General features: G+C 52.3%; 32 protein-coding genes. 22 read left to right on the top strand and 10 right to left on the bottom strand.

Annotation, left to right across the window (positions count from 1 at the left end; all coding sequences use genetic code 11):
* Positions 1-24 precede the first annotated feature (24 nt).
* Complete coding sequence (pduF, locus tag OGW16_RS14910) at positions 25-834, bottom strand: propanediol diffusion facilitator PduF (protein WP_043016822.1); 810 nt, start codon at positions 832-834, stop codon at positions 25-27.
* 524 nt (positions 835-1,358) lie between these two features.
* On the opposite strand from pduF, the gene pduA reads away from it, so the two are divergent.
* The 21 genes from pduA (at position 1,359) to OGW16_RS14805 (ending at position 18,117) form a co-directional block, all read left to right on the top strand.
* Positions 1,359-1,640, top strand: coding sequence for a propanediol utilization microcompartment protein PduA (gene pduA / locus OGW16_RS14905; RefSeq protein ID WP_003030255.1), 282 nt, complete (start codon positions 1,359-1,361; stop codon positions 1,638-1,640).
* Positions 1,640-2,452 carry a propanediol utilization microcompartment protein PduB gene (gene pduB / locus OGW16_RS14900; protein ID WP_003834129.1) on the top strand — a complete coding sequence of 271 codons (813 nt, stop codon included), beginning with the start codon at positions 1,640-1,642 and terminating at the stop codon, positions 2,450-2,452. Before pduA ends, pduB begins: the two co-directional genes overlap by 1 nt.
* An 18-nt stretch (positions 2,453-2,470) precedes the next feature.
* Positions 2,471-4,135: a propanediol dehydratase large subunit PduC gene (gene pduC / locus OGW16_RS14895; protein ID WP_003030249.1), complete on the top strand. Its 1,665-nt coding sequence runs from the start codon at positions 2,471-2,473 to the stop codon at positions 4,133-4,135.
* Between the two features lie 10 nt (positions 4,136-4,145).
* On the top strand, positions 4,146-4,820 hold the full coding sequence (gene pduD, locus OGW16_RS14890; protein WP_047410249.1) for a propanediol dehydratase medium subunit PduD: 675 nt from the start codon (positions 4,146-4,148) through the stop codon (positions 4,818-4,820).
* A 14-nt stretch (positions 4,821-4,834) separates the two neighbouring features.
* Positions 4,835-5,353 carry a propanediol dehydratase small subunit PduE gene (pduE, locus tag OGW16_RS14885; protein WP_181231297.1) on the top strand — a complete coding sequence of 173 codons (519 nt, stop codon included), beginning with the start codon at positions 4,835-4,837 and terminating at the stop codon, positions 5,351-5,353.
* A 15-nt stretch (positions 5,354-5,368) separates the two neighbouring features.
* Positions 5,369-7,201: a diol dehydratase reactivase subunit alpha gene (locus OGW16_RS14880; RefSeq protein ID WP_286518575.1), complete on the top strand. Its 1,833-nt coding sequence runs from the start codon at positions 5,369-5,371 to the stop codon at positions 7,199-7,201.
* Complete coding sequence (locus OGW16_RS14875; RefSeq protein ID WP_043016826.1) at positions 7,191-7,541, top strand: glycerol dehydratase reactivase beta/small subunit family protein; 351 nt, start codon at positions 7,191-7,193, stop codon at positions 7,539-7,541. Before OGW16_RS14880 ends, OGW16_RS14875 begins: the two co-directional genes overlap by 11 nt.
* Before the next feature lie 19 nt (positions 7,542-7,560).
* Complete coding sequence (gene pduJ, locus OGW16_RS14870; RefSeq protein WP_001057752.1) at positions 7,561-7,836, top strand: propanediol utilization microcompartment protein PduJ; 276 nt, start codon at positions 7,561-7,563, stop codon at positions 7,834-7,836.
* A 23-nt stretch (positions 7,837-7,859) separates the two neighbouring features.
* A complete protein-coding gene (locus tag OGW16_RS14865; RefSeq protein ID WP_047410243.1) occupies positions 7,860-8,324 on the top strand; it encodes a BMC domain-containing protein in 465 nt (154 codons plus the stop codon).
* Positions 8,324-8,956: a phosphate propanoyltransferase gene (locus tag OGW16_RS14860; protein WP_286518574.1), complete on the top strand. Its 633-nt coding sequence runs from the start codon at positions 8,324-8,326 to the stop codon at positions 8,954-8,956. The genes OGW16_RS14865 and OGW16_RS14860 overlap by 1 nt, the downstream gene beginning before the upstream one ends.
* Positions 8,953-9,444 (top strand): microcompartment protein PduM, encoded by a 492-nt coding sequence (pduM, locus tag OGW16_RS14855; protein WP_087051372.1) that lies wholly within the window; start codon positions 8,953-8,955, stop codon positions 9,442-9,444. The genes OGW16_RS14860 and pduM overlap by 4 nt, the downstream gene beginning before the upstream one ends.
* Before the next feature lie 3 nt (positions 9,445-9,447).
* The gene (locus tag OGW16_RS14850) at positions 9,448-9,723 is read left to right on the top strand and encodes a EutN/CcmL family microcompartment protein (protein ID WP_043016830.1); all 276 of its coding nucleotides are present in this window, start codon (positions 9,448-9,450) and stop codon (positions 9,721-9,723) included.
* A gap of 8 nt (positions 9,724-9,731) precedes the next feature.
* Positions 9,732-10,739, top strand: a complete 1,008-nt coding sequence (gene pduO, locus OGW16_RS14845; protein ID WP_075145984.1) for a two-domain cob(I)yrinic acid a,c-diamide adenosyltransferase PduO — start codon at positions 9,732-9,734, stop codon at positions 10,737-10,739.
* Positions 10,736-12,121 (top strand): CoA-acylating propionaldehyde dehydrogenase PduP, encoded by a 1,386-nt coding sequence (pduP, locus tag OGW16_RS14840; protein ID WP_043016832.1) that lies wholly within the window; start codon positions 10,736-10,738, stop codon positions 12,119-12,121. Before pduO ends, pduP begins: the two co-directional genes overlap by 4 nt.
* Positions 12,122-12,131: 10 nt before the next feature.
* A complete protein-coding gene (locus tag OGW16_RS14835) occupies positions 12,132-13,244 on the top strand; it encodes a 1-propanol dehydrogenase PduQ (RefSeq protein WP_043016833.1) in 1,113 nt (370 codons plus the stop codon).
* A complete protein-coding gene (pduS, locus tag OGW16_RS14830) occupies positions 13,241-14,596 on the top strand; it encodes a cobalamin reductase PduS (protein ID WP_043016834.1) in 1,356 nt (451 codons plus the stop codon). Before OGW16_RS14835 ends, pduS begins: the two co-directional genes overlap by 4 nt.
* Positions 14,597-14,598: 2 nt before the next feature.
* The gene (gene pduT, locus OGW16_RS14825; RefSeq protein WP_003030201.1) at positions 14,599-15,153 is read left to right on the top strand and encodes a propanediol utilization microcompartment protein PduT; all 555 of its coding nucleotides are present in this window, start codon (positions 14,599-14,601) and stop codon (positions 15,151-15,153) included.
* A complete protein-coding gene (pduU, locus tag OGW16_RS14820; protein WP_003030198.1) occupies positions 15,153-15,503 on the top strand; it encodes a propanediol utilization microcompartment protein PduU in 351 nt (116 codons plus the stop codon). Before pduT ends, pduU begins: the two co-directional genes overlap by 1 nt.
* A gap of 3 nt (positions 15,504-15,506) precedes the next feature.
* On the top strand, positions 15,507-15,959 hold the full coding sequence (pduV, locus tag OGW16_RS14815; protein ID WP_043016835.1) for a propanediol utilization protein PduV: 453 nt from the start codon (positions 15,507-15,509) through the stop codon (positions 15,957-15,959).
* Positions 15,944-17,158: an acetate/propionate family kinase gene (locus OGW16_RS14810; RefSeq protein ID WP_043016836.1), complete on the top strand. Its 1,215-nt coding sequence runs from the start codon at positions 15,944-15,946 to the stop codon at positions 17,156-17,158. The genes pduV and OGW16_RS14810 overlap by 16 nt, the downstream gene beginning before the upstream one ends.
* Positions 17,159-17,250: 92 nt before the next feature.
* Positions 17,251-18,117 carry a GHMP family kinase ATP-binding protein gene (locus OGW16_RS14805; RefSeq protein ID WP_075145982.1) on the top strand — a complete coding sequence of 289 codons (867 nt, stop codon included), beginning with the start codon at positions 17,251-17,253 and terminating at the stop codon, positions 18,115-18,117.
* Between the two features lie 40 nt (positions 18,118-18,157).
* Here the strand turns inward: OGW16_RS14805 and OGW16_RS14800 are convergent, their stop codons facing one another.
* The 8 genes from OGW16_RS14800 to OGW16_RS14765 form a co-directional block, all read right to left on the bottom strand.
* The gene (locus OGW16_RS14800; RefSeq protein WP_043016838.1) at positions 18,158-18,493 is read right to left on the bottom strand and encodes a DUF496 family protein; all 336 of its coding nucleotides are present in this window, start codon (positions 18,491-18,493) and stop codon (positions 18,158-18,160) included.
* Between the two features lie 237 nt (positions 18,494-18,730).
* Positions 18,731-19,789: an FUSC family protein gene (locus OGW16_RS14795; RefSeq protein WP_043016839.1), complete on the bottom strand. Its 1,059-nt coding sequence runs from the start codon at positions 19,787-19,789 to the stop codon at positions 18,731-18,733.
* Between the two features lie 85 nt (positions 19,790-19,874).
* On the bottom strand, positions 19,875-20,342 hold the full coding sequence (gene sbmC / locus OGW16_RS14790; protein ID WP_043016840.1) for a DNA gyrase inhibitor SbmC: 468 nt from the start codon (positions 20,340-20,342) through the stop codon (positions 19,875-19,877).
* A gap of 122 nt (positions 20,343-20,464) precedes the next feature.
* Positions 20,465-21,637 (bottom strand): serine-type D-Ala-D-Ala carboxypeptidase DacD, encoded by a 1,173-nt coding sequence (dacD, locus tag OGW16_RS14785; protein ID WP_043016841.1) that lies wholly within the window; start codon positions 21,635-21,637, stop codon positions 20,465-20,467.
* A gap of 139 nt (positions 21,638-21,776) precedes the next feature.
* Positions 21,777-22,544 (bottom strand): thiosulfate reductase cytochrome B subunit, encoded by a 768-nt coding sequence (phsC, locus tag OGW16_RS14780; protein WP_100194524.1) that lies wholly within the window; start codon positions 22,542-22,544, stop codon positions 21,777-21,779.
* Positions 22,541-23,119, bottom strand: coding sequence for a thiosulfate reductase electron transport protein PhsB (gene phsB, locus OGW16_RS14775; RefSeq protein ID WP_075145980.1), 579 nt, complete (start codon positions 23,117-23,119; stop codon positions 22,541-22,543). The genes phsC and phsB overlap by 4 nt, the downstream gene beginning before the upstream one ends.
* 14 nt (positions 23,120-23,133) lie before the next feature.
* Positions 23,134-25,407, bottom strand: a complete 2,274-nt coding sequence (gene phsA / locus OGW16_RS14770) for a thiosulfate reductase PhsA (RefSeq protein WP_047410211.1) — start codon at positions 25,405-25,407, stop codon at positions 23,134-23,136.
* 121 nt (positions 25,408-25,528) lie between these two features.
* Entirely contained in the window at positions 25,529-25,738 is a 210-nt protein-coding gene (locus OGW16_RS14765) for a hypothetical protein (protein ID WP_047410208.1), read from the bottom strand.
* 273 nt (positions 25,739-26,011) lie between these two features.
* On the opposite strand from OGW16_RS14765, the gene OGW16_RS14760 reads away from it, so the two are divergent.
* Entirely contained in the window at positions 26,012-26,278 is a 267-nt protein-coding gene (locus tag OGW16_RS14760) for a DinI family protein (RefSeq protein WP_286518573.1), read from the top strand.
* 49 nt (positions 26,279-26,327) lie between these two features.
* Here the strand turns inward: OGW16_RS14760 and OGW16_RS14755 are convergent, their stop codons facing one another.
* A complete protein-coding gene (locus OGW16_RS14755) occupies positions 26,328-26,882 on the bottom strand; it encodes a recombinase family protein (protein WP_286518572.1) in 555 nt (184 codons plus the stop codon).
* Positions 26,883-26,953: the final 71 nt, after the last annotated feature.

The following is a 26,953-nucleotide window of genomic DNA, read 5'->3' as shown; positions in this document are numbered from 1 at the left end:
CAAAAATAAACTTCTTCTGTGAAGCTAGCTCTCATTTTCCTCCAGCTTACACGTATTACACGGTAAATTTTTGCCAATAAAATAACGATAAATTGCTGCGCCCGCGCAAGCACCGATGATAGGGGCGACAATCGGCACGATAAAATAAGGAATATCACGTCCACCTGTCATCGCAACATCTCCCCATCCGGCCATCCAGGCAAACAATTTAGGACCAAAATCACGCGCCGGATTCATTGCAAATCCGGTAAGCGGACCGGTGGATGCGCCGATAACAGCGACCAGAATACCAATCAGCAATGGCGCCAACGGACCTTTAGGAACACCGTTACCATCATCAGTCAGCGCCATGATCATTCCCATAAGAATGGAGGTAATCACCACTTCGACTAACGCGGCCTGCCATACGCTGAGCGCCGCTGCAGGATACGTACTAAAAATGCTGGCAAGTTGCAGGCTTTCCAGACTACCGCGCACCATCTGGTGGGCCGATTCATACTCGGTAAACAGACTGCCGTAGAGCAAATAACCCAGCAGTGCGCCACCGAAGGCACCCGCAACCTGTGCCACGGAGTAAGGTAAAACTTTACGCCCCGGAAAACAGGCAAACAGCCACAGAGCAATAGTGATAGCAGGGTTGAGATGCGCGCCAGATATCCCGGCAGTCAGATAGACTGCAAGCGAGATCCCCAGTCCCCATATGATGCAGATTTCCCACAATCCCAGGCTGGCACCCGCGACTTTCAGGGCACTCAGGCATCCAATACCAAAAAATAAAAACAGCCCGGTACCCAAAAACTCAGCAATGCATTGTGCTTTTAGTGAATCGTTCATTGTGACACCTTCTAAGCAGAGTTCGTGTCTTTACCAGCGGACTCCTTGCTGGCAAGTAGAATACTTCAAGGCTTACTATAAAAAGGCATGTCGGCAAATTGTTGGCAATCTGCGAGTGGTATGATTTTTAAAATCGTGCTGCGATAGCAAATTCTTGCTATCACCTTTATTAAAACAGGTGATAAAACGAGGACTCACCCTATTAAAAGCACATTTTCAAAATAATAAAATATTGCTAATAGCAGAATTCCGTTTTCAAACCATCATCACAATTTCATTTTTCCGCATAGCAAATGATATTTAAACTGTCACTCAGAAAAGTGTAAATATGGAATTGACATAACCAAATAATCACATCATAAAAAATTAAAATAACAATACAAAACAACAACATATAATAAAACACAGCAATTTTATATCACCGTATCCTCACTATTTTTTCACTCTTACTTTCAACTCAGCCATTCTTTTTCCTCGCTTCTTTTTATAGTCATGAAAATCGGGACAACCCAGGCGAGGTCTTTATGCAACAAGAAGCGTTAGGAATGGTAGAAACCAAAGGCTTGACTGCAGCCATAGAGGCCGCAGATGCAATGGTGAAGTCAGCCAATGTAATGCTGGTCGGCTACGAAAAAATTGGTTCGGGGCTGGTAACAGTTATTGTCCGCGGCGATGTCGGTGCAGTCAAAGCAGCAACAGATGCAGGTGCCGCCGCAGCCCGTAACGTGGGAGAAGTGAAAGCCGTACACGTCATCCCACGCCCTCATACCGATGTAGAAAAAATCTTACCGAAGGGAATTAGCTAATGAGCAGCAATGAGCTGGTTGAACAGATCATGGCGCAGGTGATTGCTCGTGTGGCAACGCCGGAACAGCAGGCTATCCCTGAAAATAATCCTCCAACACGAGAAACGGCTATGGCAGAGAAAAGCTGCAGTTTAACGGAGTTTGTCGGTACTGCGATTGGCGACACCGTCGGTCTGGTAATCGCCAACGTAGACAGTGCCCTCCTGGACGCGATGAAACTTGAAAAACGGTATCGCTCCATTGGCATCCTCGGCGCACGCACTGGTGCGGGTCCTCACATCATGGCCGCCGATGAAGCGGTAAAAGCAACAAATACTGAAGTCGTCAGTATTGAGTTACCACGTGATACCAAAGGCGGCGCAGGTCACGGTTCGCTGATTATTCTCGGCGGCAACGATGTTTCCGACGTGAAACGCGGCATTGAGGTTGCGCTGAAGGAGCTGGATCGCACCTTTGGCGATGTTTATGCCAACGAAGCCGGTCACATCGAAATGCAGTACACCGCACGCGCCAGCTACGCACTTGAAAAAGCCTTTGGCGCACCGATTGGCCGTGCCTGTGGCGTTATCGTCGGCGCGCCAGCATCCGTTGGTGTCCTGATGGCTGATACCGCGCTGAAATCCGCCAATGTGGAAGTTGTGGCCTACAGCTCCCCAGCCCATGGAACCAGCTTCAGTAACGAAGCCATCCTGGTCATTTCAGGTGATTCCGGCGCTGTTCGTCAGGCCGTTATTTCCGCCCGTGAAATCGGTAAAACCGTTCTAGGGACCCTCGGCTCAGAGCCGAAAAACGATCGTCCGTCCTACATCTGATATCAGTGAGGCTGATTCATGAGATCGAAAAGATTTGAAGCACTGGCGAAGCGCCCTGTGAATCAGGATGGCTTCGTTAAGGAGTGGATCGAAGAAGGCTTCATTGCGATGGAAAGCCCGAACGACCCCAAGCCGTCAATTAAAATCGTCAACGGTACAGTCACTGAACTGGACGGTAAATCCGCCAGTGAATTTGACTTAATTGACCATTTTATTGCCCGCTATGGCATTAACCTGGCACGCGCTGAAGAAGTCATGGCGATGGACTCGGTAAAACTTGCCAATATGCTTTGCGACCCTAACGTGAAGCGCAAAGACATTGTGCCGCTGACCACCGCAATGACGCCGGCAAAAATTGTCGAAGTGGTGTCCCATATGAACGTCGTTGAGATGATGATGGCCATGCAGAAAATGCGTGCGCGTCGTACACCATCTCAACAGGCGCACGTTACTAACGTTAAAGATAACCCGGTGCAGATTGCCGCTGATGCTGCTGAAGGCGCATGGCGCGGGTTTGACGAACAGGAAACAACCGTTGCCGTTGCGCGTTATGCGCCATTTAACGCCATTGCGCTGTTAGTCGGCTCACAGGTTGGACGCCCTGGCGTATTAACCCAGTGCTCGCTGGAAGAAGCAACCGAACTTAAACTCGGCATGCTAGGCCACACCTGCTACGCGGAAACCATCTCCGTCTATGGTACTGAACCCGTCTTTACCGACGGCGACGATACACCATGGTCGAAAGGCTTCCTCGCCTCTTCCTACGCCTCACGTGGCCTGAAGATGCGCTTTACCTCCGGCTCAGGCTCAGAAGTTCAGATGGGTTACGCCGAAGGCAAATCGATGCTTTATCTGGAAGCCCGCTGTATTTACATCACCAAAGCCGCTGGCGTACAGGGTTTACAAAATGGTTCAGTAAGCTGCATCGGCGTGCCTTCCGCGGTGCCATCAGGCATTCGTGCTGTGCTTGCTGAAAACCTGATCTGCTCTTCTCTGGATCTGGAATGTGCTTCCAGCAACGACCAAACCTTTACCCACTCGGATATGCGTCGTACTGCCCGCCTGTTGATGCAGTTCCTGCCGGGTACTGACTTCATCTCTTCCGGTTATTCCGCGGTACCGAACTACGACAACATGTTTGCGGGTTCGAACGAGGATGCCGAAGATTTTGACGACTACAACGTTCTCCAGCGTGACCTCAAGGTAGATGGGGGTCTGCGTCCGGTTCGTGAAGAAGACGTTATCGCCATTCGTAATAAAGCGGCGCGCGCACTACAGGCCGTCTTTGCTGGAATGGGATTACCGCCAATCACTGATGAAGAAGTGGAAGCTGCGACCTACGCCCACGGTTCGAAAGATATGCCTGAACGAAACATCGTTGAAGACATCAAGTTTGCGCAAGAGATCATCAATAAAAACCGTAACGGTCTGGAAGTGGTGAAAGCCCTTGCTCAGGGCGGGTTTACCGATGTCGCTCAGGACATGCTCAACATCCAGAAAGCCAAGTTAACCGGGGATTATCTGCATACCTCCGCCATTATCGTTGGCGACGGACAGGTGCTATCCGCAGTAAATGACGTCAACGACTATGCCGGTCCGGCAACAGGTTATCGCCTGCAAGGCGAACGCTGGGAAGAGATCAAAAACATCCCTGGCGCACTTGATCCCAACGAACTTGGCTAAGGGGTGAAAAATGGAAATCAATGAAAAGCTGCTGCGCCAGATAATTGAAGACGTACTGTCTGAAATGCAAACCAGCGACAAACCTGTCTCATTCCGCGCATCGACAACGGCTAGCGCACCACAGGCTGCTGCGGTACAAGGAGACAGTTTTCTGACCGAGATTGGCGAAGCCAAACAAGGCCAGCAGCAGGACGAAGTGATAATTGCCGTAGGTCCGGCGTTTGGACTGTCGCAAACCGTCAATATCGTAGGGATCCCGCATAAGAATATCTTGCGAGAAGTGATTGCCGGTATTGAAGAAGAAGGTATTAAAGCGCGTGTTATACGCTGCTTTAAATCCTCCGATGTGGCGTTTGTCGCCGTTGAGGGTAACCGTCTGAGCGGTTCCGGGATCTCTATCGGCATCCAGTCAAAAGGCACCACGGTTATCCACCAGCAGGGGTTACCGCCGCTTTCAAACCTGGAGCTGTTCCCTCAGGCACCGCTTCTGACGCTGGAAACCTATCGCCAGATCGGTAAAAACGCCGCGCGTTATGCCAAGCGTGAATCTCCGCAGCCCGTCCCTACTCTGAATGATCAGATGGCTCGTCCTAAGTACCAGGCGAAATCGGCCATTCTGCACATAAAAGAGACTAAATACGTCGTGACGGGCAAAAACCCGCAGGAACTGCGCGTGGCGCTTTAATAAAGGATAACTCCATGAATACCGATGCAATTGAATCGATGGTTCGGGATGTGCTGAGCCGGATGAACAGCCTGCAAGGCGAGTCCGTAACGCCTGCTGCGACGAGCTCATCAACACATACCGCGAAAGTCACGGATTACCCTCTCGCGAATAAACATCCTGAGTGGGTAAAAACCGCAACCAACAAAACTCTGGATGATTTCACGCTTGAAAATGTTCTGAGCAACAAGGTGACGGCGCAGGACATGCGCATCACCCCTGAAACGCTGCGCCTGCAGGCAGAAATAGCCAAAGATGCCGGACGTGACAGGCTGGCGATGAACTTCGAGCGCGCCGCTGAGCTAACTGCTGTTCCTGACGATCGCATTCTTGAGATCTACAACGCGCTGCGCCCGTACCGCTCAACGAAAGATGAGCTGATGGCCATCGCCGACGATCTCGAAAATCGTTATCAGGCCAAGATCTGTGCAGCTTTCGTTCGTGAAGCGGCAGCGCTGTACGTTGAGCGTAAAAAACTCAAAGGCGACGACTAACTCAGGGACAGGATCATGCGATATATAGCTGGCATTGACATAGGCAACTCATCAACGGAAGTTGCTCTGGCAACCCTGGATGAGTCTGGCGCGCTGAGCATCACCGGCAGCGCCCTGGCAGAAACCACCGGGATTAAGGGCACATTACGTAATGTGTTTGGCATCCAGGAGGCGCTTACGCTGGCGGCAAAAAACGCCGGTATCAATGTCAGCGATATTTCGCTCATCCGTATTAACGAAGCCACCCCGGTCATTGGCGACGTGGCGATGGAAACGATAACCGAAACCATCATCACTGAATCCACCATGATCGGCCATAACCCCAAAACGCCGGGCGGCGTCGGGTTAGGCGTAGGCATCACGATTACGCCGGAAGACCTGCTCAGTCGCCCGGCGGATACGCCCTACATTCTGGTGGTGTCATCGGCATTTGATTTCGCCGATGTCGCCACGATGATTAATGCTTCCGTCCGTGCCGGATATCAGTTGACTGGCGTTATTTTGCAGCAGGACGATGGCGTTCTGGTTAGTAATCGTCTGACTCAGCCTCTGCCCATCGTCGATGAAGTCCTTCATATCGACCGCATCCCTCTGGGTATGCTGGCTGCCATTGAGGTCGCGGTCCCAGGAAAGGTTATTGAAACGCTTTCTAACCCCTACGGGATTGCAACCGTCTTTGGCCTCAATGCCGAGGAGACTAAAAACATTGTCCCGATGGCGCGGGCGCTGATCGGCAACCGCTCTGCCGTGGTGGTGAAAACACCGTCAGGCGATGTGAAAGCACGAGCTATTCCCGCCGGAAATCTGGAGCTACAGTCGCAAGGTCGTACTGTACGTGTCGACGTTGCAGCTGGCGCTGAAGCGATTATGAAAGCGGTTGGTGAATGCCTGAAACTGGATAACGTCATCGGAGAGGCTGGCACCAATATTGGCGGCATGCTGGAGCATGTGCGCCAGACAATGGCTGAATTAACCAACAAACCCAGCCACGAAATTTTTATTCAGGATCTGCTGGCGGTCGATACCTCGGTTCCCGTCAGCGTGACAGGTGGCCTGGCCGGAGAGTTCTCCCTTGAACAGGCCGTCGGCATTGCCTCCATGGTGAAATCAGACCGCCTGCAAATGGCGATGATTGCTCAGGAAATCACGCAAAAGCTCAACATTGACGTCCAGGTTGGCGGCGCCGAAGCCGAAGCGGCCATTCTGGGAGCCTTAACCACCCCAGGCACGACGCGCCCGCTGGCCATTCTGGATCTCGGCGCGGGATCGACTGACGCCTCCATCATCAACCCGAAAGGCGAAATTATTGCCACACACCTGGCGGGCGCGGGCGATATGGTCACGATGATCATTGCCCGTGAACTGGGGCTGGATGACCGTTATCTCGCTGAAGAGATCAAAAAGTATCCGCTGGCAAAAGTCGAAAGCTTATTCCATCTTCGCCACGAAGATGGCAGCGTCCAGTTCTTCCCCACGCCTCTCCCACCAACGGTTTTTGCCCGCGTGTGTGTAGTAAAACCCGATGAACTGGTGCCACTGCCAGGCGAACTGGCGCTGGAGAAAGTACGGGCCATCCGCCGCAGTGCGAAAGAACGCGTTTTCGTTACCAATGCGCTCAGAGCGCTACGTCAGGTGAGTCCGACCGGGAACATTCGGGATATTCCCTTTGTGGTACTGGTTGGCGGCTCATCGCTGGACTTCGAAGTTCCACAGCTGGTCACCGATGCGCTGGCACATTATCGCCTGGTTGCCGGGCGCGGCAACATTCGTGGCACCGAAGGTCCACGCAATGCGGTTGCGACCGGGCTGATTCTCTCCTGGTACAAGGCGTTCGCTCATGGAAAGTAATCTCACCACGCCCGCCATTGTGATCTTCACCACTGCTGGCTGCGCTGACGTCTGGAGTGACGTGCTGCTGGGTATTGAAGAAGAAGGGATCCCCTTTGTCATCCAGGAGAGCCAATCAACTGACGTTATCCACAACGCATGGCTGGCTGCCTGCCAATCGCCATTGCTGGTTGGCATTGGCTGCAGTCGCGAAAAACTGGTCGTGCACTACAAAAACTTACCCACATCAGCGCCACTTTTTACGCTGACGTATCAACAAGATAACCACGCTCGTCGCAGTATTGGTAATAACGCTGCGCGGCTGGTTAAAGGCATTCCGTTCCGGGAATGCCACTCATAACCCACAGGAGAAAAGCAGTATGAATAACGCACTGGGACTGGTTGAAACAAAAGGGCTTGTCGGCGCTATTGAAGCCGCTGATGCCATGGTGAAATCCGCAAACGTGCAGTTGGTTGGTTACGAAAAAATCGGCTCAGGCCTGATCACCGTTATGGTTCGCGGCGATGTCGGCGCGGTAAAAGCTGCCGTAGATGCCGGAAGCGCAGCGGCAAGCGCCGTTGGTGAGGTGAAATCCTGCCACGTTATCCCGCGTCCGCACAGCGACGTTGAAGCCATTTTACCTAAATCCGCATAAGCGTTAAAACCAAGGAGCACAGCGTGAAGCAATCACTGGGATTACTTGAAGTTAGTGGTCTGGCATTAGCCATCAGTTGCGCGGACGTCATGGCGAAAGCCGCCTCCATCACGCTGGTGGGCCTCGAAAAAACCAACGGCTCAGGCTGGACGGTGATCAAGATAATCGGGGATGTGGCCTCCGTTCAGGCGGCCATTTCCACCGGTGTCAGTTTTGCTGAACAACGTGACGGACTGGTGGCCCACAAAGTCATATCCAGACCAGGGGACGGTATCCTGTCACATAGCGTTACCCAGGAGTCGGAACCTACACCCGAACCCACACCAGCCATAGCGCATGAAGAGATGCTTGTAGACCCGGCAGCACCTGAAGCGCCGCAAGATGCAGAGCTGATTAGCTGCAATCTGTGTCTTGATCCTGCCTGCCCTCGTCAAAAGGGCGAGCCGCGCACTCTTTGTCTGCACTCTGGCAAACGAGGTGAAGCGTAATGGATAAACAGCAACTGGAAACAACGGTCGCTAAAGTTCTGGATGAAATGCGCGAGCGCCCGATTCCGCTGGGGATCTCTAATCGTCATATTCATCTGTGCGCTGAAGATTACGGTCGCTTGTTTCCCAATCACCCTATTAGTGAGAAAAAAGAGCTGCTGCAGCCCGGACAATATGCAGCAGAGCAAACCGTCACGCTGGTGGGGCCAAAAGGCCAGTTAAAAAATGTGCGTTTACTCGGCCCACTGCGTAGCACCAGTCAGGTCGAGATTTCCCGTACCGACGCCCGCACGCTGGGAATTGCTGCTCCGTTGCGGATGTCAGGCAATATCAAGGGCACGCCTGGCGTTCGCCTCGTCAGCCCATTTGCTGAGCTGAACTTAGCATCCGGGGTAATTGTCGCCCAACGGCATATCCATATGTCGCCTCTCGATGCCCTGATCCTGCGCGTATCCCATGGCGATAAAGTCTCGGTCGCCATTAATGGCGATGAACGTCGACTGATTTTCGATAACGTCGCCGTACGCGTTTCGCCGGATATGCGCCTTGAGATGCATATCGATACAGACGAAGCCAATGCTGCAGGTGCTGATAATCCGCAGGCATTTGCCACACTGGTGAGCCCACGATGAACAACGAACTGCTGCAACGCATTATCGAGGAGGTTGTTTCCCGATTAAAAAAACGCGCGGAAAGCACGCTCACTCTTAGCGTCGCGCAGTTACGGGAACTCGATTCACGGAAAGTATGCTGCCAGTACTCGGCGATCCACCTCCTGCAGGTCGACCTGCCATTGTTGCAGCAAATTGCCGAGGATTGCTCAGCCAATGCGCCGGTGGTAACCATTCACGAGGCGCTGGCATGCGGAGTCCGCGTGAAAATTTCACTACATCATCGATTGTTACCCGCGATCCCCGTGAAAAAACTCGCGCGTCTGCCGCTGGAGTTCAGTGACGAGCTGGGGCGAATCATTTTTTTGCATCCTGACAAACTTCTCAGCTATGCCGACGTTGCCCAATTGAAAGGTGGCGTACTGGTGCTACGCCGCCGATGTGTCGTGACGGCTCTGGCTCAGGAAGCGGTCAGTACGCGAAATGTTCAATTAATTAAGCAGGAGTGAACTATGCATCTGGCACGGGTTACAGGCGTTGTGGTTTCCACGCAAAAATCTCCATCGCTGGTGGGGAAGAAACTGCTGCTGGTACGTCGGGTGAGTGCTGACGGAGAGCTTCCCGCATCCCCGCTAAGCGGAGATGAAGTCGCCGTTGATTCCGTCGGCGCGGGTACCGGCGAACTGGTATTGCTCAGCAGCGGCTCCAGCGCCAGACACGTTTTTTCTGGCCCTAATGAGGCCATCGACTTGGCTATCGTCGGCATTGTCGACACGCTTTCTCGTTAGGAGGAACTATGGCGATTTATACCCGCACCGGCGATGCTGGCACAACGGCCCTTTTTACCGGGCAACGCGTGAGCAAAACGCACCCGCGCGTCGAGGCTTACGGTACGCTGGATGAACTTAATGCGGCGCTTAGCCTGTGCGTTTGCGCGGCGAAAAACCCGCAGCACCGCCAGTTACTTGAAAACATTCAACTGCAGCTTTTTTGGTTCAGCGCCGAGCTGGCAAGCGAAAGCGAAGAACCAACGCCAGAGCAGCGTTATATCAGCTCGGAAGAAATTGCAGCACTGGAAGCCGCCATCGATACCGCAATGGGCAGGGTACCTCCCCTGCGCAGCTTTATCTTACCTGGCCGCAGTGAAGCCGCCAGCCGTCTGCATTTTGCCCGCACGCTGGCTCGTCGCGCAGAGAGGCGACTGGTCGAGCTCTCCACCGAGATCGCCGTCAGACACGTGCTGATGCGTTATATCAATCGCCTGTCCGACTGTTTATATGCGCTTGCACGTGCAGAAGATCATGACGCCCATCAAAACGACATTATTCAGAAGGTGGCGGAGCGCTATCTTGCCGCCATCCGTACTTCAGCCACGAGGGAGCCGGCTATGTCTCTGTCTTTTCAGGAACTCCACCAACTCACTTGCGCTGCGGTAATGAGAGCAGAAGAACTCCAGGTTCCGGTCGTCATCAGCATTGTCGATGCGAACGGGACCCAAACGGTGGCCTGGCGCATGCCTGACGCATTACTCGTCAGTAGCGAACTGGCGCCGAAGAAAGCCTGGACTGCCGTGGCGATGAAAACCGCCACGCATGAGTTGACATCAGAGGTACAACCAGGCGCCGCGCTTTACGGTCTGGAAAGCCATATGCAGGGAAAAGTCGTCACCTTTGGTGGCGGGTACGCTTTATGGCGTGAGGGTTTACTCCTTGGGGGTCTTGGCATCAGCGGGGGAAGCGTTGAGCAGGATATGGACATTGCAGAAACGGCCATTGCGGCGATTAACGTGAGAACACATCAATGAATACTTCAGAACTTGAAACCCTTATTCGTAACATTTTGAGTGAACAACTCGCCCCGGCAAAAACAGACGTTAAGAATAACGGAATTTTTCCGTCCGTTGGCGAAGCGATCGATGCCGCTCATCAGGCTTTTCTGCGTTACCAGCAATGTCCATTGAAAACCCGCAGCGCCATCATAAACGCCCTGCGCGAAGAACTGACGCCTCATCTTGCTTCACTGGCCGCTGAGAGCGCTGCCGAAACGGGAATGGGCAACAAAGAGGATAAGTTCCTTAAAAATAAAGCCGCGCTGGACAACACCCCGGGTATCGAAGATCTCACCACCACGGCGCTAACCGGCGACGGCGGCATGGTGTTATTTGAGTATTCTCCATTTGGCGTAATTGGCTCCGTCGCCCCAAGCACCAACCCGACGGAAACCATTATTAACAACAGCATCAGTATGCTGGCTGCGGGAAATAGCGTTTATTTTAGCCCGCATCCGGGTGCTAAAGCAGTCTCACTGAAGCTGATTGCCATGATTGAAGATATTGCTTTCCGTTGCTGCGGGATTCGCAATCTTGTCGTCACGGTCACAGAACCCACCTTTGAGGCTACCCAGCAGATGATGGCGCACCCTAAAATCGCAGTTCTGGCGATTACCGGTGGCCCTGGCATTGTTGCTATGGGCATGAAAAGCGGGAAGAAAGTCATTGGCGCAGGCGCAGGGAATCCGCCCTGCATTGTTGATGAAACGGCCGACCTGGTTAAGGCGGCGGAAGATATCATCAATGGCGCATCCTTTGATTACAACCTCCCCTGCATTGCTGAGAAGAGCCTGATTGTTGTTGATGCTGTTGCTGAACGACTGGTTCAACAAATGCAGTCTTTTGGCGCGATGCTACTCAATAACGAAGAGGTAGACAAACTGCGCGCAGCCTGTCTGCCAGAAGGCGTGGCCAATAAAAAACTGGTGGGTAAAAGCCCGGCAATCTTACTGGAAGCAGCAGGAATACCGGTTCCGGCAAAAGCGCCTCGATTACTGATAGGCATCGTCAAGGCTGACGACCCGTGGGTGACCAGCGAGCAACTGATGCCAATGCTCCCCGTCGTCACGGTGAGCGATTTTGACAGCGCGTTAACGTTGGCCCTCAAGGTTGAAGAGGGATTGCATCACACCGCCATTATGCATTCGCAGAATGTGTCACGTTTGAACCTTGCCGCGCGCACGCTTCAGACCTCCATCTTTGTGAAAAATGGCCCCTCTTACGCCGGGATTGGCGTGGGTGGTGAAGGCTTTACTACTTTCACCATTGCGACGCCAACTGGCGAGGGAACAACATCTGCGCGCACTTTCGCACGCTCTCGTCGTTGCGTGCTGACAAACGGTTTTTCTATTCGCTAATGGGGCCGTTATGAAAAGCTTTTCACTGCAAACTCGATTGTACAGCGGCCAGGGAAGTCTGGATGTGCTCAAGCGCTTCACGAATAAGCATATCTGGATTATCTGCGATGGTTTTCTCGCGCGCTCCCCCCTGATTGAAAAGCTGCGCGACGCTCTGCCAGCGGATAACCGCATCAGCATTTTCAGCGACATTACTCCCGATCCTACCATTAACACGGTAGTACATGGGATTGCGCAAATGCAGTCCCTGCGACCAGATGTCGTCATTGGTTTTGGTGGCGGCTCAGCTCTGGACGCTGCAAAAGCCATCGTCTGGTTCAGCCGACAGTTCGGTATTGAAATTGAAACCTGTGTCGCTATCCCTACCACCAGCGGCACAGGCTCGGAAGTCACCAGCGCCTGCGTGATTAGCGATCCGGATAAAGGCATTAAATATCCATTATTCAATAATGCGCTTTATCCGGACATGGCCATCCTTGATCCGACGCTGGTCGTCAGCGTTCCGCCAGCCATAACCGCAAATACCGGCATGGACGTGTTAACGCATGCGCTGGAGGCTTACGTGTCCACAAAAGCCAGCGACTTCACTGACGCGCTGGCTGAAAAAGCGGCACAAATCGTCTTCCAGTACCTGCCTGTCGCCGTCAGTAAAGGCGAATGCCTGGCAACCAGAGGGAAAATGCACAACGCCTCAACGCTCGCGGGAATGGCATTCAGTCAGGCTGGACTGGGGATCAATCATGCGATTGCCCATCAGTTGGGCGGTCAGTTTCATCTGCCGCACGGACTTGCCAATGCGCTGCTGCTGACCCATGTCATTCATTTTAATGCCCGCGATCCGCGGGCTGCTAAGCGCTATGCCCGTTTCGCTAAAGCCTGTCACTTATGCCCGGATAGCGCGAACGATACAGCGGCATTGAATGCGCTTATTCGTCATATCGAGCTACTCAAAAAACAGTGTGCGTTACCTTCTTTTGTTGACGCGCTTAAAGACGGAAAGCAAGCCTGGTCACAACGTATACCGTCGATGGTTCAGGCCGCGCTGGCTGACGTCACCCTGCAAACCAATCCGCGTGTTGCCGACGCCAGTGCCATGCAGGAACTGCTTGAGGAATTATTATGAAGACAGCCATGACGGCAGAGTCCACGCTTTATGATGCGCAGACAATTCGCGAACGCGTTCGCGCAGCGGGTGTTGTCGGGGCAGGAGGCGCGGGCTTTCCTGCTCACGTAAAATTACAGGCGCAGGTCGATACATTTCTGGTCAATGCGGCGGAATGTGAGCCAATGCTGAAAGTTGACCAGCAGTTAATGGCCGTCCAGGCTGAGCGACTTATCCGCGGCGTTCAATATGCCATGACGGCTACCGGAGCCAGTGCCGGAATTATTGCGCTCAAAGAGAAATACCAAAAAGCGATCAAGGCGTTAACGCCCCTTCTGCCTGCCGGGATCCGCTTACATATTTTGCCTGATGTCTACCCGGCAGGTGATGAGGTTCTGACCATCTGGATGGCAACAGGTCGGAGAGTTCCGCCTGCCGCGTTGCCTGTTAGCGTCGGCGTAGTAGTCAATAACGTCCAGACCGTGCTCAACATCGCGAGAGCAGTTGAGCAACAGTACGCCGTTACGCGTCGTACCCTGACCGTTAACGGCGCAGTCGCCAAACCAATCACCCTCACTGTCCCTATCGGAATGTCTTTACGTGATGTTCTGGCGTTGGCCGGCGGCGCAACCGTTGACGATCCCGGCTTTATCAACGGTGGTCCGATGATGGGCGGCCTGATTACTTCACTGGATACCCCAGTCAGCAAGACCACCGGAGGCCTGCTGGTTTTGCCTAAGTCTCATGCGTTGATTCAGCGGCGGATGCAGGATGAACGCACTGTGCTTTCTGTAGCAAAAACCGTTTGCGAGCAGTGCCGTTTGTGTACGGATTTGTGCCCAAGGCATTTGATCGGCCATGAATTATCCCCGCACCTGTTGGTTCGTGCGGTGAATTATCAGCAGGCGGCCACGCCGCAACTGCTGCTCACAGCCCTGACCTGTTCAGAATGCAATGTGTGTGAAAGCGTAGCCTGTCCGGTTGGGATATCACCGATGCGAATCAACCGCATGCTTAAACGCGAGCTGCGGGCTCTCAACCATCGATATGAAGGGCCGCTAAATCCTGAGGATGAAATGGCGAAGTACCGGCTGATCCCGGTTAAACGCCTTATCACCAAACTGGGTCTTAGCGACTGGTATCACGACGCGCCACTGGCTGAGACTGATTATTCCACCGATAAAACGACGCTGTTGCTACGCCAGCATATTGGCGCCAGCGCCACCCCATGTGTACAGCAAGGTGAACGCGTTGTTCGCGGTCAATGCGTTGCCGATGTGCCGTCCGGTGCATTAGGCGCGCCTGTTCACGCCAGTATTGACGGTATTGTCAGCGAAATCACTGAGCAATCCATCACGGTAATTAGAGGTTAATCATGTCTCAGGCTATAGGGATTTTAGAACTCACCAGCATTGCCAAAGGAATGGAAGCTGGCGATGCCATGTTAAAAAGCGCGAATGTGAATTTACTGGTCAGCAAGACCATCTGCCCGGGAAAATTTCTGCTCATGCTCGGTGGTGACGTAGGTGCCGTACAACAGGCGATAGCCACTGGAACATCTCTGGCTGGCGATATGCTCGTTGACAGTTTGGTACTCCCCAACATTCATGCCAGCGTACTTCCCGCAATCAGCGGACTAAACAGCGTGGATAAGCGTCAGGCAGTTGGCATTGTCGAAACATGGAGCGTTGCTGCCTGCATCTGCGCCGCCGACCGGGCGGTTAAAGCCTCTAACGTCACGCTGGTTCGCGTCCATATGGCATTTGGTATTGGCGGCAAGTGCTACATGGTCGTTGCCGGCGATGTGTCGGATGTGAATAACGCGGTAACGGTTGCCAGTGAAAGTGCGGGTGAAAAAGGCCTGCTGGTTTACCGCTCGGTCATACCTCGCCCGCATGAAAGCATGTGGCGACAAATGGTGGAGGGATAATGGAAAGACAACCCACCACGGATCGAATGATTCAGGAATATGTTCCAGGCAAGCAGGTCACGCTGGCGCATCTTATCGCCAATCCTGGTAAAGATTTGTTCAAGAAACTGGGATTACCAGATTCAGTTTCCGCAATCGGTATTCTGACCATTACCCCTAGCGAAGCCTCAATCATCGCCTGTGATATCGCCACGAAATCCGGGGCGGTAGAGATTGGCTTTCTCGACCGGTTTACCGGCGCGGTGGTACTGACTGGCGATGTTTCCGCCGTTGAGTACGCGCTGAAACAAGTAACCCGAACGCTGGGCGAAATGATGCGTTTTACCGCTTGCCCCATCACCCGGACGTAAAGCATGAAACGCATAATGCTAATTGGCCCCAGCCAGTGCGGTAAAACGTCGATCACGCAGTGCATGCGGGGAGAGGCGCTTCACTATCAGAAGACCCAGGCCATAGTCTGGTCTCCTACGGCAATAGACACACCGGGCGAATATCTCGAAAACCGCTGCCTGTACAGCGCGCTGCTGGTCAGCGCCTGTGAAGCAGACATTATCGCGCTGGTTCTGAATGCTGACGCGCCATGGTCACCTTTTTCTCCAGGTTTTACAGGTCCCATGAACCGTCCCGTTATCGGTCTCGTCACCAAAGCCGATTTAGCTAACCCGCAGCGTATTTCTCTTGTGGAGAGTTGGTTAGTTCAGGCTGGCGCACAAAAAGTATTTGTCACCAGCGCGCTGGAGAATACCGGTGTCGATGAGATGTTCACTTTTCTGAATGCAAAGGAACCTTCATGTCTCACAAAATAATGGCCATTAATGCAGGCAGCTCCTCGCTTAAGTTTCAGCTACTGGCGATGCCACAGGGTGAAATGATTTGCCAGGGACTGATTGAGCGTATCGGTATGTCTGATGCGCATGTCACCCTAAAAGCACCAGCGCAGAAATGGCAGGAGACTTTGCCCGTAGCCGATCACCGTGAAGCAGTGACGCTGCTGCTGGAAAAACTGCTCAGTCACAATATTATCAGCAGTCTGGAAGAGATTGACGGCGTTGGCCATCGCGTCGCCCACGGCGGAGAATCCTTTAAAGATTCCGCGCTGGTAACCGATGAAACGCTGGCGGAAATCGAACGCCTTGCAGAACTGGCACCGCTTCATAACCCGGTAAATGCGTTGGGAATTGCGGTATTTCGCCAGCTATTGCCAAATACGCCGGCCGTTGCGGTTTTTGACACGGCTTTTCATCAGACCCTTGATGAACCCTCTTTCATCTATCCTCTGCCCTGGCGCTACTATTCAGAGTTGGGTATTCGTCGCTATGGTTTTCATGGCACCAGCCACAAGTACGTCAGCGCTAAGCTGGCTGAAAAACTGGGCGTGCCGCTCAGCGCCCTGCGCGTTGTTTGTTGTCATTTGGGCAACGGCAGCAGCATCTGTGCTATCAAAGGCGGGCATTCGGTAAATACATCAATGGGCTTTACGCCGCAGTCTGGCGTAATGATGGGCACGCGAAGTGGCGATATTGATCCATCCATTTTGCCGTGGATTGCCCTGCGTGAAGGCAAAACTCCCCAGCAGCTCAACCAATTGCTCAACAATGAATCTGGATTGCTCGGCGTTTCTGGTATTTCACCCGACTATCGTGATGTTGAACATGCCGCAGATACGGGCAATCACCAGGCCGCACTGGCGTTGACGCTTTTTGCCGAGCGGATTCGCGCCACTATTGGCAGCTATATTATGCAGATGGGCGGCCTGGATGCGCTGGTGTTTACCGGAGGAATTGGCGAGAACTCAGCACGGGCCCGCACCGCAATTTGTCACAACCTGAATTTCTTAGGTCTGGCCGTTGATGAAGAAAAAAATCAGCGTAACGCCACCTTTATTCAGACGGAAAATGCGGTGGTCAAAGTGGCGGTGATTAATACCAATGAAGAGTTAATGATAGCTCAGGACGTTATGCGTTTAGCGATATCAGAAACTGTGACATTGGGCATTCCCGCCTGATATTGCCACACCGCAAATTGCGGCAAATCATGGTAATAGCGCGATCGCCATGACACTATGCGCCGAGGATTGCTGAACACAAAGGTGAAGACGTGGCTGTTGCGCAATGTCCCGCATCGTGCGGAGAACTTATCCAGGGCTGGATTCTGGGCAGTGAGAAACTGGTCTCCTGCCCGGTCGAATGGTATAGCACCGTTGAGGTCAGTTCAGGCTCACCGCTAACGGACGAACGTCCACTTTCCCGGGCAATGGTAGACAGGTTATTACAGCACTGGCAGTACCCGGCGCATCTTAGTCAGGATATCCGAATTGATGTTCAGTCAACCATTCCCGTCGCTAAAGGGATGGCCAGCAGCACTGCGGATATTGCCGCCACGGCGATCGCCACGGCGCATTACCTCGGCCATCAACTGGACGAACCGGCACTGGCGCAGCTTTGTGTTTCGCTGGAGCCGACCGACAGCACCGTTTTTCGGAAGCTTACTCTTTTCGATCATAACAACGCCTCCACGCAAATTGCCTGTGAAACTCAGCCTCAACTCGATCTGCTGGTTCTTGAAAGTCCGGAAACATTACGTACCGCGGATTATCACCGTATTCCACGTCATTCCGGCTTGCAGGCGGGAGCAGCGGCATTAAAACGGGCATGGGAAAAAGTGCAGGAAGCCTGTATCAGCCAAAATCCTTACCGCCTGGGAGAAGCCGCTACGCTTAGCGCGATCGCCAGCCAGTTACTGTTACCAAAACCGGATTTTGATTCACTGTTAGCGCTGGTAGAAGAATGTGATTTATACGGCGTCAACGTCGCGCACAGCGGCAGCGTAGTCGGGCTGATGCTGGACAGAAAGCGACATGATGTGGATTACATTAAATGGATGCTGGCGCAGAAAAAACTAACGGCCCACTGGCCGGAACAGCATTTGTTGCGGATGGTTACTGGTGGGGTCGAACTGCAATAAGGGTCGCCGCAATGCAGCGACCCGAACAAAGATATAATCGTTACTCGGCTTTCGCTTCGGCGTTTTTCACTTCGCCCATCGCTTTCAGCTTCTTAGAGATATCGCGGCGTTCTTTAGAGATCTCGGCATTTTTGATGATGTAATCATCAACACGATCTTCATAATCGCTTTTCATGCTGGCAATAATGCCCTGAATCGCTTCCACGCTCATTCCAGGCTTGATGTAGTCGCTCAGGTTATCTAACAGCAGAACGCGTTTCTGGTTGTCACGGATCTTTTTCTCAACGTCCTGGATTTCACGTTGCAGTTTGTTTTTACGACGGAACAGACGAACAAATTCCAGCACGTCCTGGAAAGAAGGCTTGGTAGTTTCCATTTTTACACCCCTGATAATGTGAGATTCGGATTCGTTAAAACAACGGCTAAAGTGGGTCAACATTACTTTCATGCCCGCCATACTTCAAGTTGCATCTGCATCGACAATGCATGGTTGAAACCTGAATTATTGAGGGTAAGCCATTGCAGTTACCAATGGTTTTAGCCTTTTTCAGTATCATACCTCTATTCTTTGCTGAATCGAAGCAGCAGCAGAATCAATCCCCTCATCTGCTCTTTATTTGCGCAGCGCGCGACAGATTAAATGTGAGAGTAACTCCAACTGCCGCGCCATTTCCATGTTCAACCAAACGTAGCCGTGAATGGGCGTTTCAGCGACATTATCGCCTTTCTGTTCTGCAATGAGCTGGCGTAGTTCCGCCACGGTGTCATTGAGCTTTTCCGTATTGGCTAGCACCGGCTGCGGATTCCCTTCGTACAAAGCGTGGGTTATCGTCAGTAGCGCCTGCTGCGTCATGAGCTGATTTTCACGCAAAGTTTGCGCATTCAGCATGACAAAGTGGCTGGTGCGGCTGGCCCAAAGCGCATTGATTTGCAGCTCAAGCATGCAGACCAGATTGCGATTAACCGTCTGAATAGCTTCAAAGATCGATTTTTGAATGTGGGTTTCTTTGCTGGCAGGAACGATGAGCCCACGCATTTTGACAACGTCGCTTAAGAGCTGTTGTAAATGCTTCTCCAGCCGCGGTTGCTCAAGCAGATTAGGGGATAGCGCGGCCTGATAAACCCGATTGTACCCCGTTACGCAATGCGCCAGTTGGATACGCCAGTGTATAAATGCCCGCTGCGGCCAAATGCCGGTAAACAGCATCGCCAGTAACGACCCCAGAATAACATCGCCACCGCGCCATAACGCGGTATTCATATCTCCGGCAGGCGCCCCCACGACCACGGCAAGCGTGATGCCAATCAACAGCGCCTGATAGGGCCTTTTACCCAACGCCAGCCAGCCGCAGAGAAACATCGCCACCGCGCACCATATCAGCATTAGCGGAAGCGAAAAGAGTTCCAGACGCAGGGCAATCAATCCAAGCACTGAGCCCAGGATAGTTCCGCCTATACGCTCAAACGCTCTGGGAACAACGTTACCCCAAAAAGAAATTGGCCCCATAATCACCACCAGCGTGATCAGAGGCCATGTACCTTCAGGAATGTTAAACAGACGTACCAACAGAAAAGTAAGAAGAAACGCCAGCGCAATGCGAATACCATGCACCACACGATAATGACGATACAAACGAATTTCAAAAGGACTTAGTGACTTATCTGCACGCACTCATGCACTCCGTCAGGGAATAGCAAAGAAGCGAATTGTACCTGTTTTACGGTGAAAACATCATCCTGATTTACACCTTAAGCAGTTACTTCGGTTGCACCGGCACATACATTTCAATGTCCCAGTAGCCGTCCTCCATGCCATTGTTCATATAAACTTCAAAGCAGGGTTTAGCGGCTATCGTATAAGTCGTATCCTGCATCAGGCGCTCAAAAAACTGATACCACGGCGTCGCAAAATCATGATTTTCAACGCGCGCTACGGCTACAGCATAGTCGCCACCCGCCAGCTCGGTGAGGATCACCCCTTCGCTGTTTTCCGGTATTTCAAAACCTTCAGGCACAGAAACCACGGTATCACAGCGCAGTTTTTCTGCTGGAACCACGTCAGGATTGTCGTAATAAACAGCTATCCATTCCAATGGCACAACCTGTTTACCGTCGACCCACTTCATTAACTGCTCAAAACCCTGTTTAACCGTTTGTTCCCATGGTCCAACCATATGGAAACCGGCAATCATGCGTTTATCAACCTGCTTTATCTCGTACTCCATACAACCTCCACTGTTACACTGTATTTATATACAGTGTAATTTTTAGCTATGTCGGCCACAAGGAAACAGTGATTATTATGTGAGCAGATTCGCACTCTTGCCAGCCTGGCGCATCGGGAAAACTACGCTTTGTGGTGGAAATAATCGCTCAGACGCGAAAAGACGCCGCCTTCGCCAACGGACTCCAGCGTAACCAGAGGCCAATGCGCCACCAGCTTATCGCGATCGTAGAGTTCAATTTCCCCCACACGTTGATGCGCGGCGATTGGCGCAACCAGTTCTTTCTTATCAAGGACATATTTTGCTTTGATGTTAGGGACTTCCGCCTTAGGCAGGGCCATCCAGAAATCCTGCTCGGTACCGAGGCTGATTTTTTCTTTATCGCCATACCAGATCCGTTCAGTACCAACCTGCTTACCGCTACGCAAAACCTGCACCGTATCAAAGTTGTGTTGCCCCCACTGCAGCAGTTTACGTGCCTGGTCTTCGCGCCCTTTCGCACTCTCCGCGCCCATCACAACCGCAATCAGGCGGCGCTGCCCGTCAACGGCGGAAGCAATCAGGTTAAACCCGGCGCCGGACGTGTGCCCTGTCTTCAGGCCATCAACGTTCATGGTTTTATCCCATAACAAGCCGTTACGGTTTTGCTGCGTGATGCCGTTCCAGGTCAGGCTTTTCTCACTGTACATATGGTAGAAATCCGGCTCCCCGTGGATGATAGCGCGGGACAGCACGGCCAGGTCGTACGCCGAGCTATGCTGACCCGGCGCATCCAGGCCATGTACCGTTTCAAAATGGGTATCCTGTAGGTTCAGCTTTTGCGCATAGTTATTCATCATCGCGACAAACTGCGGTTGTCCCCCGGCGATATAATCCGCCAGCGCCACACAAGCGTCATTTCCTGAATCAACGATTAATCCACGGCTGAGGTCGCGTACCGAAACGCGATCCCCTTCTTTCAGGAACATCAGGGATGAACCGACAAATACCGGGTTATCTTTCGCCCACGCATCGCGCCCGACGGTGACAATATCTGTCGGACTAATACGGTTGCTGTCGATTGCGCGATCGACAACATAGCCGGTCATCAGCTTAGTCAGGCTGGCGGGATTGCGCTGCTGGTGTTCATTACCGGCTGTCAGAATTTGGCCCGTGGTGTAATCCATTAATACCCACGCCCCGGCAGCGATCGCCGGAGGTTGTGGGGCGAAGCTTACGGCATCATTCGCCCAGGCGGACGTAAAACTCATCGTGAATAGTGAAGCGGCAATAAACAAACGGCGTTTCAACAGCATGTCCTCAGAAAAGGGAGAAATAGCCGTTCTTTTTACGGAAGTTCTGTCGAACAAACATGGATAAATTGCAAGAAAATGTGACATAAGGCACATTTTCTTGCTGTCAGGAAAGATTTTCAGAGACAAGCCTCGTCCGGAACTACCCTTTACGCGGCGCAGTCTCTGCGTGATGGCTGCGATGGCGGTGATAGCCATCGATCATACTGCGGAAAATTTGCCCCGGCGTGTCGCCCAGCGTGCACAGGTAAATATGCGCGCAGATAAACAGTAAGCCCACAACCGCTAACGCCATATGCAGCACCAGCATCACCGGCCCCGCCCCAATCACCTGCGGGTAAAGACATAGCAACCCCGTGATGATCAGCAACGGAACCAGCGCGTACATGATGGCAAGATAGGCCAGCTGTTGCAGCGGATTGAATTTGTCCTCTGCCGTTGCGGCAAACGGGTGCGGCTCGCCTTTCATGATGCCATACAGATAGAAGCGCGTTTGCAGCAGGCAGCGTGATATCAACCCGTTCAACTTCACGCGATAATGGCAGCCGTTGCCGCTGGTTGCGTTTATTAACACAAAGCCAATCCAGAAGGCCAACAATGCAAAACCGCACCAGGTATGGATTTGCACCATCAATGCCACCGGTCCGACTGAGAAGTGGCCAAACAAACCACTCAGCAGTAGCAGGATAAAGAGTAGCGCGTTGCCCCAATGCCAGCGGCGGACCGCCAGCGAATAGAGGTAGTCCCGATGCTCTTCTCCGGCTGTCGTTTTGGGCGCCAGCATCCGACGCAACAACGCGTGCGTGACCAGGCCCGCAATCATCAGCACGACAACAACGCCTGCATAAATGAGCCACAGCGGCCAGTAGTCTGGCGCATAGCTAAGCTCTGCTCCCCAGATAGAATTCATACGTTTCCCTCCTGATGGATCTCTTTACGCCGATAGACACTTACCGGGCCGCTGCGCGTATCCTGCTGGCGATAAACCTCTTTTTGATTTATCCAATGCTGAATTTCCGGGTCGTCGCGACGGCCAAACTTCAGCGCATCCGTCGGGCAAACGGAAACGCAGGCAGGTGACTGACCACTATCCAGGCGAGTATCCGCGCAGAAGTTACATTTGTCGGCAATCCCCGTTTGCGGGTTGAGGTAGCGTACGTGGAACGGACAAGCGGCAACGCAGTAGTCGCAACCAATACAGCGAGACTTATCCACTTGCACAATGCCATTTTCGTCACGAAATGAAGCGCCGGTAGGACAGACGCTGACGCAAGGCGCATCTTCACAATGCTGACAGGAAACGCGAACAAACTGGAAATGGGACAGCACCTCGGGTTCATGTTCGGGTGAACGGATCTGCACCTGTAGGCGGCTATATCCTTCCGGCACGTCATTCAGTACCTTGCAGGCAACTGTACACGCCTGACAGCCAATACAGCGTTTCTCGTCATGCAGCATGACATAAGGGTTTGTTGATTGATTCATGATGTTCTCCTTTCTCATGCCCGACTAAGCGTAACGCCAGCGGTGTGTACCACCGTACCGGAAACCGGACTGGTAACATGCGGAAGCAAATTACCGCAGTGAATACCGTGCGTCGTCGCCGCTGTTTTGGCTCCCGCCTTGGCGCCAAATCCCATATAAACAAACAGCGTATCGGGTCGAATTCCGGCAGTGACCAGCGCTTTGCCTTTTTCCTTGCCGGTCGCATTTTCCAGCCAGATCTCATCGCCGTTTTTAATCCCTTTTTCGCGGGCCGTTTGTGGGTGGATCCACACCGCGTTGTCCCACATCAGCTCACTGAGCAGTGGCACATATTGCGTCGCGCCATTGGTATGTACCGCCACTTTTCCCTGAATAAAATAGAGTTCATTGTCGCTTTTGAGGGCAAAATTGCGGGCGCGCGGAATGCCGTAGCCAGGCAGAAGCGTTTCCAGCGCCTCAGAGTAGAGTTCGATTTTTCCCGACGGGGATTTAAAGCGCAGTTGCTCGCCATAGGTGCCGTCGCCGTCAACCGCCACAGCGCCCGGATAGCGCGCCACAAACTGACGCACCGCTTCAGGTTCACGCAGCAGCAGCGGAACACCCCACTCACGATATCCTTTCTGACGCAGTTCAGCGGACAGTGCATGATCGCCATTGAGCTGGAACAGTTGTCGCGTCTGCATATCCTGCCAGGGATAGAATTGCCCAAGACCTAATTGCACGGCCAGTTCTTTCCAGATTTGCCAGCTCGGACGTGCATCGCCTATAGGTTCAACAACCTGTTGGCGCAGGGCATAGGCCGGATTCAGGCCCGACATGTCAGAGACTTCTTCATCGCGCTCAAGGTAAGTACATTCAGGCAAAAGATAATCGGCATACGCCGCGCTTTCGCTTAAATAGACATCGCAACTGACCACCAGATCGAGCTGTTCAACGGTTTTAACCAGATCTGGCCGACAGGTTACCGTCTGGAAGGGATTGTGACGGGACATAATCCAGCCCTTCACCGGGTAAGGCGTCTGATTTAACACAGCGTCGATAATGCTTTGTACCACGCCACCGCCCGCCGCAATGTACTTAAACTGAGGGGCAACCAGATCGATGCGCTGTGCAGCTGGTTTGGGTAATTTGACATCGGGTTTTGCCAGCACAGGAGCAACCTTCTCTCCGGCCAGCTTGTTGTAGGTTGCCGCGGCTTTTTTCTGGTACAAGCCACCCTCACGCTCAATATTACCCAGCAGCGCATTGAGGGTAAAAATCATACGCCGCATATCAATTTCTTCTTGCGAAAACGTCGCGCGATGGCCTGGGCTGACGATAGCATGAGGCGCACAGGCGGCCATTTCGCGGGTGACCCGGACAATAACATCAGCAGGCACATCCGCTTGCTTTTGCGCCCATTCCGGCGTGGTTTCTTGTACTGCTTCTGCCAGTTGGTCAAACCCGGTGGTGTAGCGTGCCACAAAGTCTGCGTCATACAGATTTTCATTAATCATGACGTGACACATGGCCATTAACACCGGCAGGTCGCCGCCCGGTTTAAGCGCATGCCATTCATCCGCCTTGCTGGAGAAGACGGACAGACGGGGATCGAAACTGACCATTTTGGCGCCCTTTTCCTGCGCGGTCATTAGCTCATGCGTATCGGCAACTTCAATGCCTTCATAGAGGTTATGGCCAAAAGAGACCATATATCGGGTATTGGCGATATCCATGGCTAAGTCACCGCCCATCATCACTTTCGCGGCAATGGCTTTTCCGGCAGGACACGTCGACGCGTGAGTAAAGGTGTTTGGCGATCCAAATGCTGTTGCCAGATGAAATAAATGACCAGAAAGCGAACCGGATTTGGAAGAGAATACGACCCCTTGCGGACCATGCTGCGCCTTTATTGCCGTCATTTTTTCAGCAATTTCTTTATACGCCTGCTGCCAGCTAATGACCTGCCATTCACCGCTCCCGCGAGGTCCTGTGCGCTTCATGGGTTTAACAATACGATGTGGGTCGTTGACCAGGCTAACACCGCTGCCACCACGAGCGCAGATCCGCGTCCCCTGCTGAGGCGCATTAGGGTTCCCCTGAATAAAAACCGTCTTATTATTAATTACCTGCGCCTGAATTGGGCAGCGAAAAGAACACATTTCGCACAAACTTGGCGTCAGGGATGTTTTCCCCTTAATGCTCTGTGGAGAATTTCGCGCCAGTGCGCCTGGCGGGAAACTCCCTATCGCGCAGGCTGAGCAACCGATGCCCACTCCTCGCAAAAAATTACGCCGACTAATGCTCATATAACCTCCTGTTATTAGATATATCCAATGATTATATGGCGTTTAAATTATTAATTTTTAACCTCACTCACATTTCATTACAATATGAAGTCGTCAATTCAAGATTATAAAAACCTATTGTTTATAAAAGACTTTTAAAACTTCCAGAAACAACAAACCGACAGAAAAAATAACAATAATGGTTATCAATTAGATTATTTTCCAGCCCGTCAATTTCAGGAAATTTATTCCAGTAATTTCCTTTAATAGCACAGAGTTTATTATTCAATTCTATTAAAGCCGCATTCATCGCAATTTTAGTGCGTGCGCCATCCAGCATCGATAATGCCATTGCTGATTACCTCGCTATTTTTTGGTATTCTTGGCCGAGCGCTAAATTGATCCCGGACATAACTGAACAATGAATGACGGCAAGCAGCAACCTGGTTTTCTCTTCCACGATTACGGGAATAACTTTTCAATTAATTGATTTCAATTGAATTTTACGCCATTGAATTCAAAATATGTACTAAAAAATGTACTCAAAACTCTGTACTTTTAATTTGACTGGCTGCCACCCCCTGCACAATACTGTATACAATTACAGTAAGTAGGAGATTCAGTTATGTTTGTTGAATTGATATACGACAAGAGAAATGTTGAAGGTTTAACTGGCGCCAGAGAGGTCATCCTGGCTGAGCTGACAAAGCGAGTGCACCAGATTTTCCCTGATGCCGAAGTGAAGGTGAAGCCGATGCAGGCAAACGGCTTGAATAGCGATGCCAGTAAAAGCGATCGGGAAAAGCTGAACCGCATGCTGGAGGATATGTTTGAAGAAGCCGATATGTGGCTGGTATCTGAGTTCCCGACAGTTCGCCAGGTTGGGCTGTAAAGTTGTGCAGGTTGCCAGCATCGATCTTTACCGGCGGCCTGCATCATGTCTACCCCCTGCCTGCAGGAAATTTTCGGTATAGTGTTGACACTCCTACATCGTAAATTATTGCCACGCGCTGACGCGTTTCCCCCGCAGCAATTAATCTCCCTGCCTGCGCCCACTGTTCATCCGTTAGTTTTGGCCTACGGCCACCAATGCGACCTTCCGCGCGCGCAGCTTCTAAACCTGCACGGGTGCGTTCGACAATAAGCTCCCTTTCCATTTCAGCCAATGCGCCCATTACATGAAAGAAGAACCGCCCCATAGGCGTACTCGTATCGATGCTATCCGTCAGGCTCCGGAAGTTAACCCCTTTCTCCCGCAGTTCCTCCACTAACACAACAAGATGTCGCATGCTTCGCCCGAGCCGATCCAGTTTCCAGACCACCAGCGTATCGCCCTCCGATAGCGTCCGGAGCACCTTTTTTAACCCTGGTCTGTCGGACACCTTACCGCTGATCTTGTCTTCGAAAATCAGCTCACATCCTGCACACTCGAGCGCGTTTCGCTGAAGTGCAGTGTTCTGGTCATTAGTTGACACCCTCACGTAGCCAATAAGCATGAGTTTCTTTCCTGCAAAAGGCCGGAAGCATGCCACCTGAGCGATAAATGATCATTATTAAAAACGTTGGT

This window comes from Citrobacter sp. Ce104, from assembly GCF_030334595.1.
Classification (GTDB): Bacteria; Pseudomonadota; Gammaproteobacteria; order Enterobacterales; family Enterobacteriaceae; genus Citrobacter; species Citrobacter europaeus.
This window is presented reverse-complemented; position numbering and strand designations above follow the sequence as displayed.

Excerpts from the sequence above, each read along its gene's own strand:
- pduF (WP_043016822.1), bottom strand. The coding sequence starts at position 834 with ATGAACGATTCACTAAAAGCACAATGCATTGCTGAGTTTTTGGGTACC.
- pduA (WP_003030255.1), top strand. The coding sequence starts at position 1,359 with ATGCAACAAGAAGCGTTAGGAATGGTAGAAACCAAAGGCTTGACTGCA.
- pduB (WP_003834129.1), top strand. The coding sequence starts at position 1,640 with ATGAGCAGCAATGAGCTGGTTGAACAGATCATGGCGCAGGTGATTGCT.
- pduC (WP_003030249.1), top strand. The coding sequence starts at position 2,471 with ATGAGATCGAAAAGATTTGAAGCACTGGCGAAGCGCCCTGTGAATCAG.
- pduD (WP_047410249.1), top strand. The coding sequence starts at position 4,146 with ATGGAAATCAATGAAAAGCTGCTGCGCCAGATAATTGAAGACGTACTG.
- pduE (WP_181231297.1), top strand. The coding sequence starts at position 4,835 with ATGAATACCGATGCAATTGAATCGATGGTTCGGGATGTGCTGAGCCGG.
- OGW16_RS14880 (WP_286518575.1), top strand. The coding sequence starts at position 5,369 with ATGCGATATATAGCTGGCATTGACATAGGCAACTCATCAACGGAAGTT.
- OGW16_RS14875 (WP_043016826.1), top strand. The coding sequence starts at position 7,191 with ATGGAAAGTAATCTCACCACGCCCGCCATTGTGATCTTCACCACTGCT.
- pduJ (WP_001057752.1), top strand. The coding sequence starts at position 7,561 with ATGAATAACGCACTGGGACTGGTTGAAACAAAAGGGCTTGTCGGCGCT.
- OGW16_RS14860 (WP_286518574.1), top strand. The coding sequence starts at position 8,324 with ATGGATAAACAGCAACTGGAAACAACGGTCGCTAAAGTTCTGGATGAA.
- pduM (WP_087051372.1), top strand. The coding sequence starts at position 8,953 with ATGAACAACGAACTGCTGCAACGCATTATCGAGGAGGTTGTTTCCCGA.
- OGW16_RS14850 (WP_043016830.1), top strand. The coding sequence starts at position 9,448 with ATGCATCTGGCACGGGTTACAGGCGTTGTGGTTTCCACGCAAAAATCT.
- pduO (WP_075145984.1), top strand. The coding sequence starts at position 9,732 with ATGGCGATTTATACCCGCACCGGCGATGCTGGCACAACGGCCCTTTTT.
- pduP (WP_043016832.1), top strand. The coding sequence starts at position 10,736 with ATGAATACTTCAGAACTTGAAACCCTTATTCGTAACATTTTGAGTGAA.
- OGW16_RS14835 (WP_043016833.1), top strand. The coding sequence starts at position 12,132 with ATGAAAAGCTTTTCACTGCAAACTCGATTGTACAGCGGCCAGGGAAGT.
- pduS (WP_043016834.1), top strand. The coding sequence starts at position 13,241 with ATGAAGACAGCCATGACGGCAGAGTCCACGCTTTATGATGCGCAGACA.
- pduT (WP_003030201.1), top strand. The coding sequence starts at position 14,599 with ATGTCTCAGGCTATAGGGATTTTAGAACTCACCAGCATTGCCAAAGGA.
- pduU (WP_003030198.1), top strand. The coding sequence starts at position 15,153 with ATGGAAAGACAACCCACCACGGATCGAATGATTCAGGAATATGTTCCA.
- pduV (WP_043016835.1), top strand. The coding sequence starts at position 15,507 with ATGAAACGCATAATGCTAATTGGCCCCAGCCAGTGCGGTAAAACGTCG.
- OGW16_RS14810 (WP_043016836.1), top strand. The coding sequence starts at position 15,944 with ATGTCTCACAAAATAATGGCCATTAATGCAGGCAGCTCCTCGCTTAAG.
- OGW16_RS14800 (WP_043016838.1), bottom strand. The coding sequence starts at position 18,493 with ATGGAAACTACCAAGCCTTCTTTCCAGGACGTGCTGGAATTTGTTCGT.
- sbmC (WP_043016840.1), bottom strand. The coding sequence starts at position 20,342 with ATGGAGTACGAGATAAAGCAGGTTGATAAACGCATGATTGCCGGTTTC.
- dacD (WP_043016841.1), bottom strand. The coding sequence starts at position 21,637 with ATGCTGTTGAAACGCCGTTTGTTTATTGCCGCTTCACTATTCACGATG.
- phsC (WP_100194524.1), bottom strand. The coding sequence starts at position 22,544 with ATGAATTCTATCTGGGGAGCAGAGCTTAGCTATGCGCCAGACTACTGG.
- phsB (WP_075145980.1), bottom strand. The coding sequence starts at position 23,119 with ATGAATCAATCAACAAACCCTTATGTCATGCTGCATGACGAGAAACGC.
- phsA (WP_047410211.1), bottom strand. The coding sequence starts at position 25,407 with ATGAGCATTAGTCGGCGTAATTTTTTGCGAGGAGTGGGCATCGGTTGC.
- OGW16_RS14765 (WP_047410208.1), bottom strand. The coding sequence starts at position 25,738 with ATGGCATTATCGATGCTGGATGGCGCACGCACTAAAATTGCGATGAAT.
- OGW16_RS14760 (WP_286518573.1), top strand. The coding sequence starts at position 26,012 with ATGTTTGTTGAATTGATATACGACAAGAGAAATGTTGAAGGTTTAACT.
- OGW16_RS14755 (WP_286518572.1), bottom strand. The coding sequence starts at position 26,882 with ATGCTTATTGGCTACGTGAGGGTGTCAACTAATGACCAGAACACTGCA.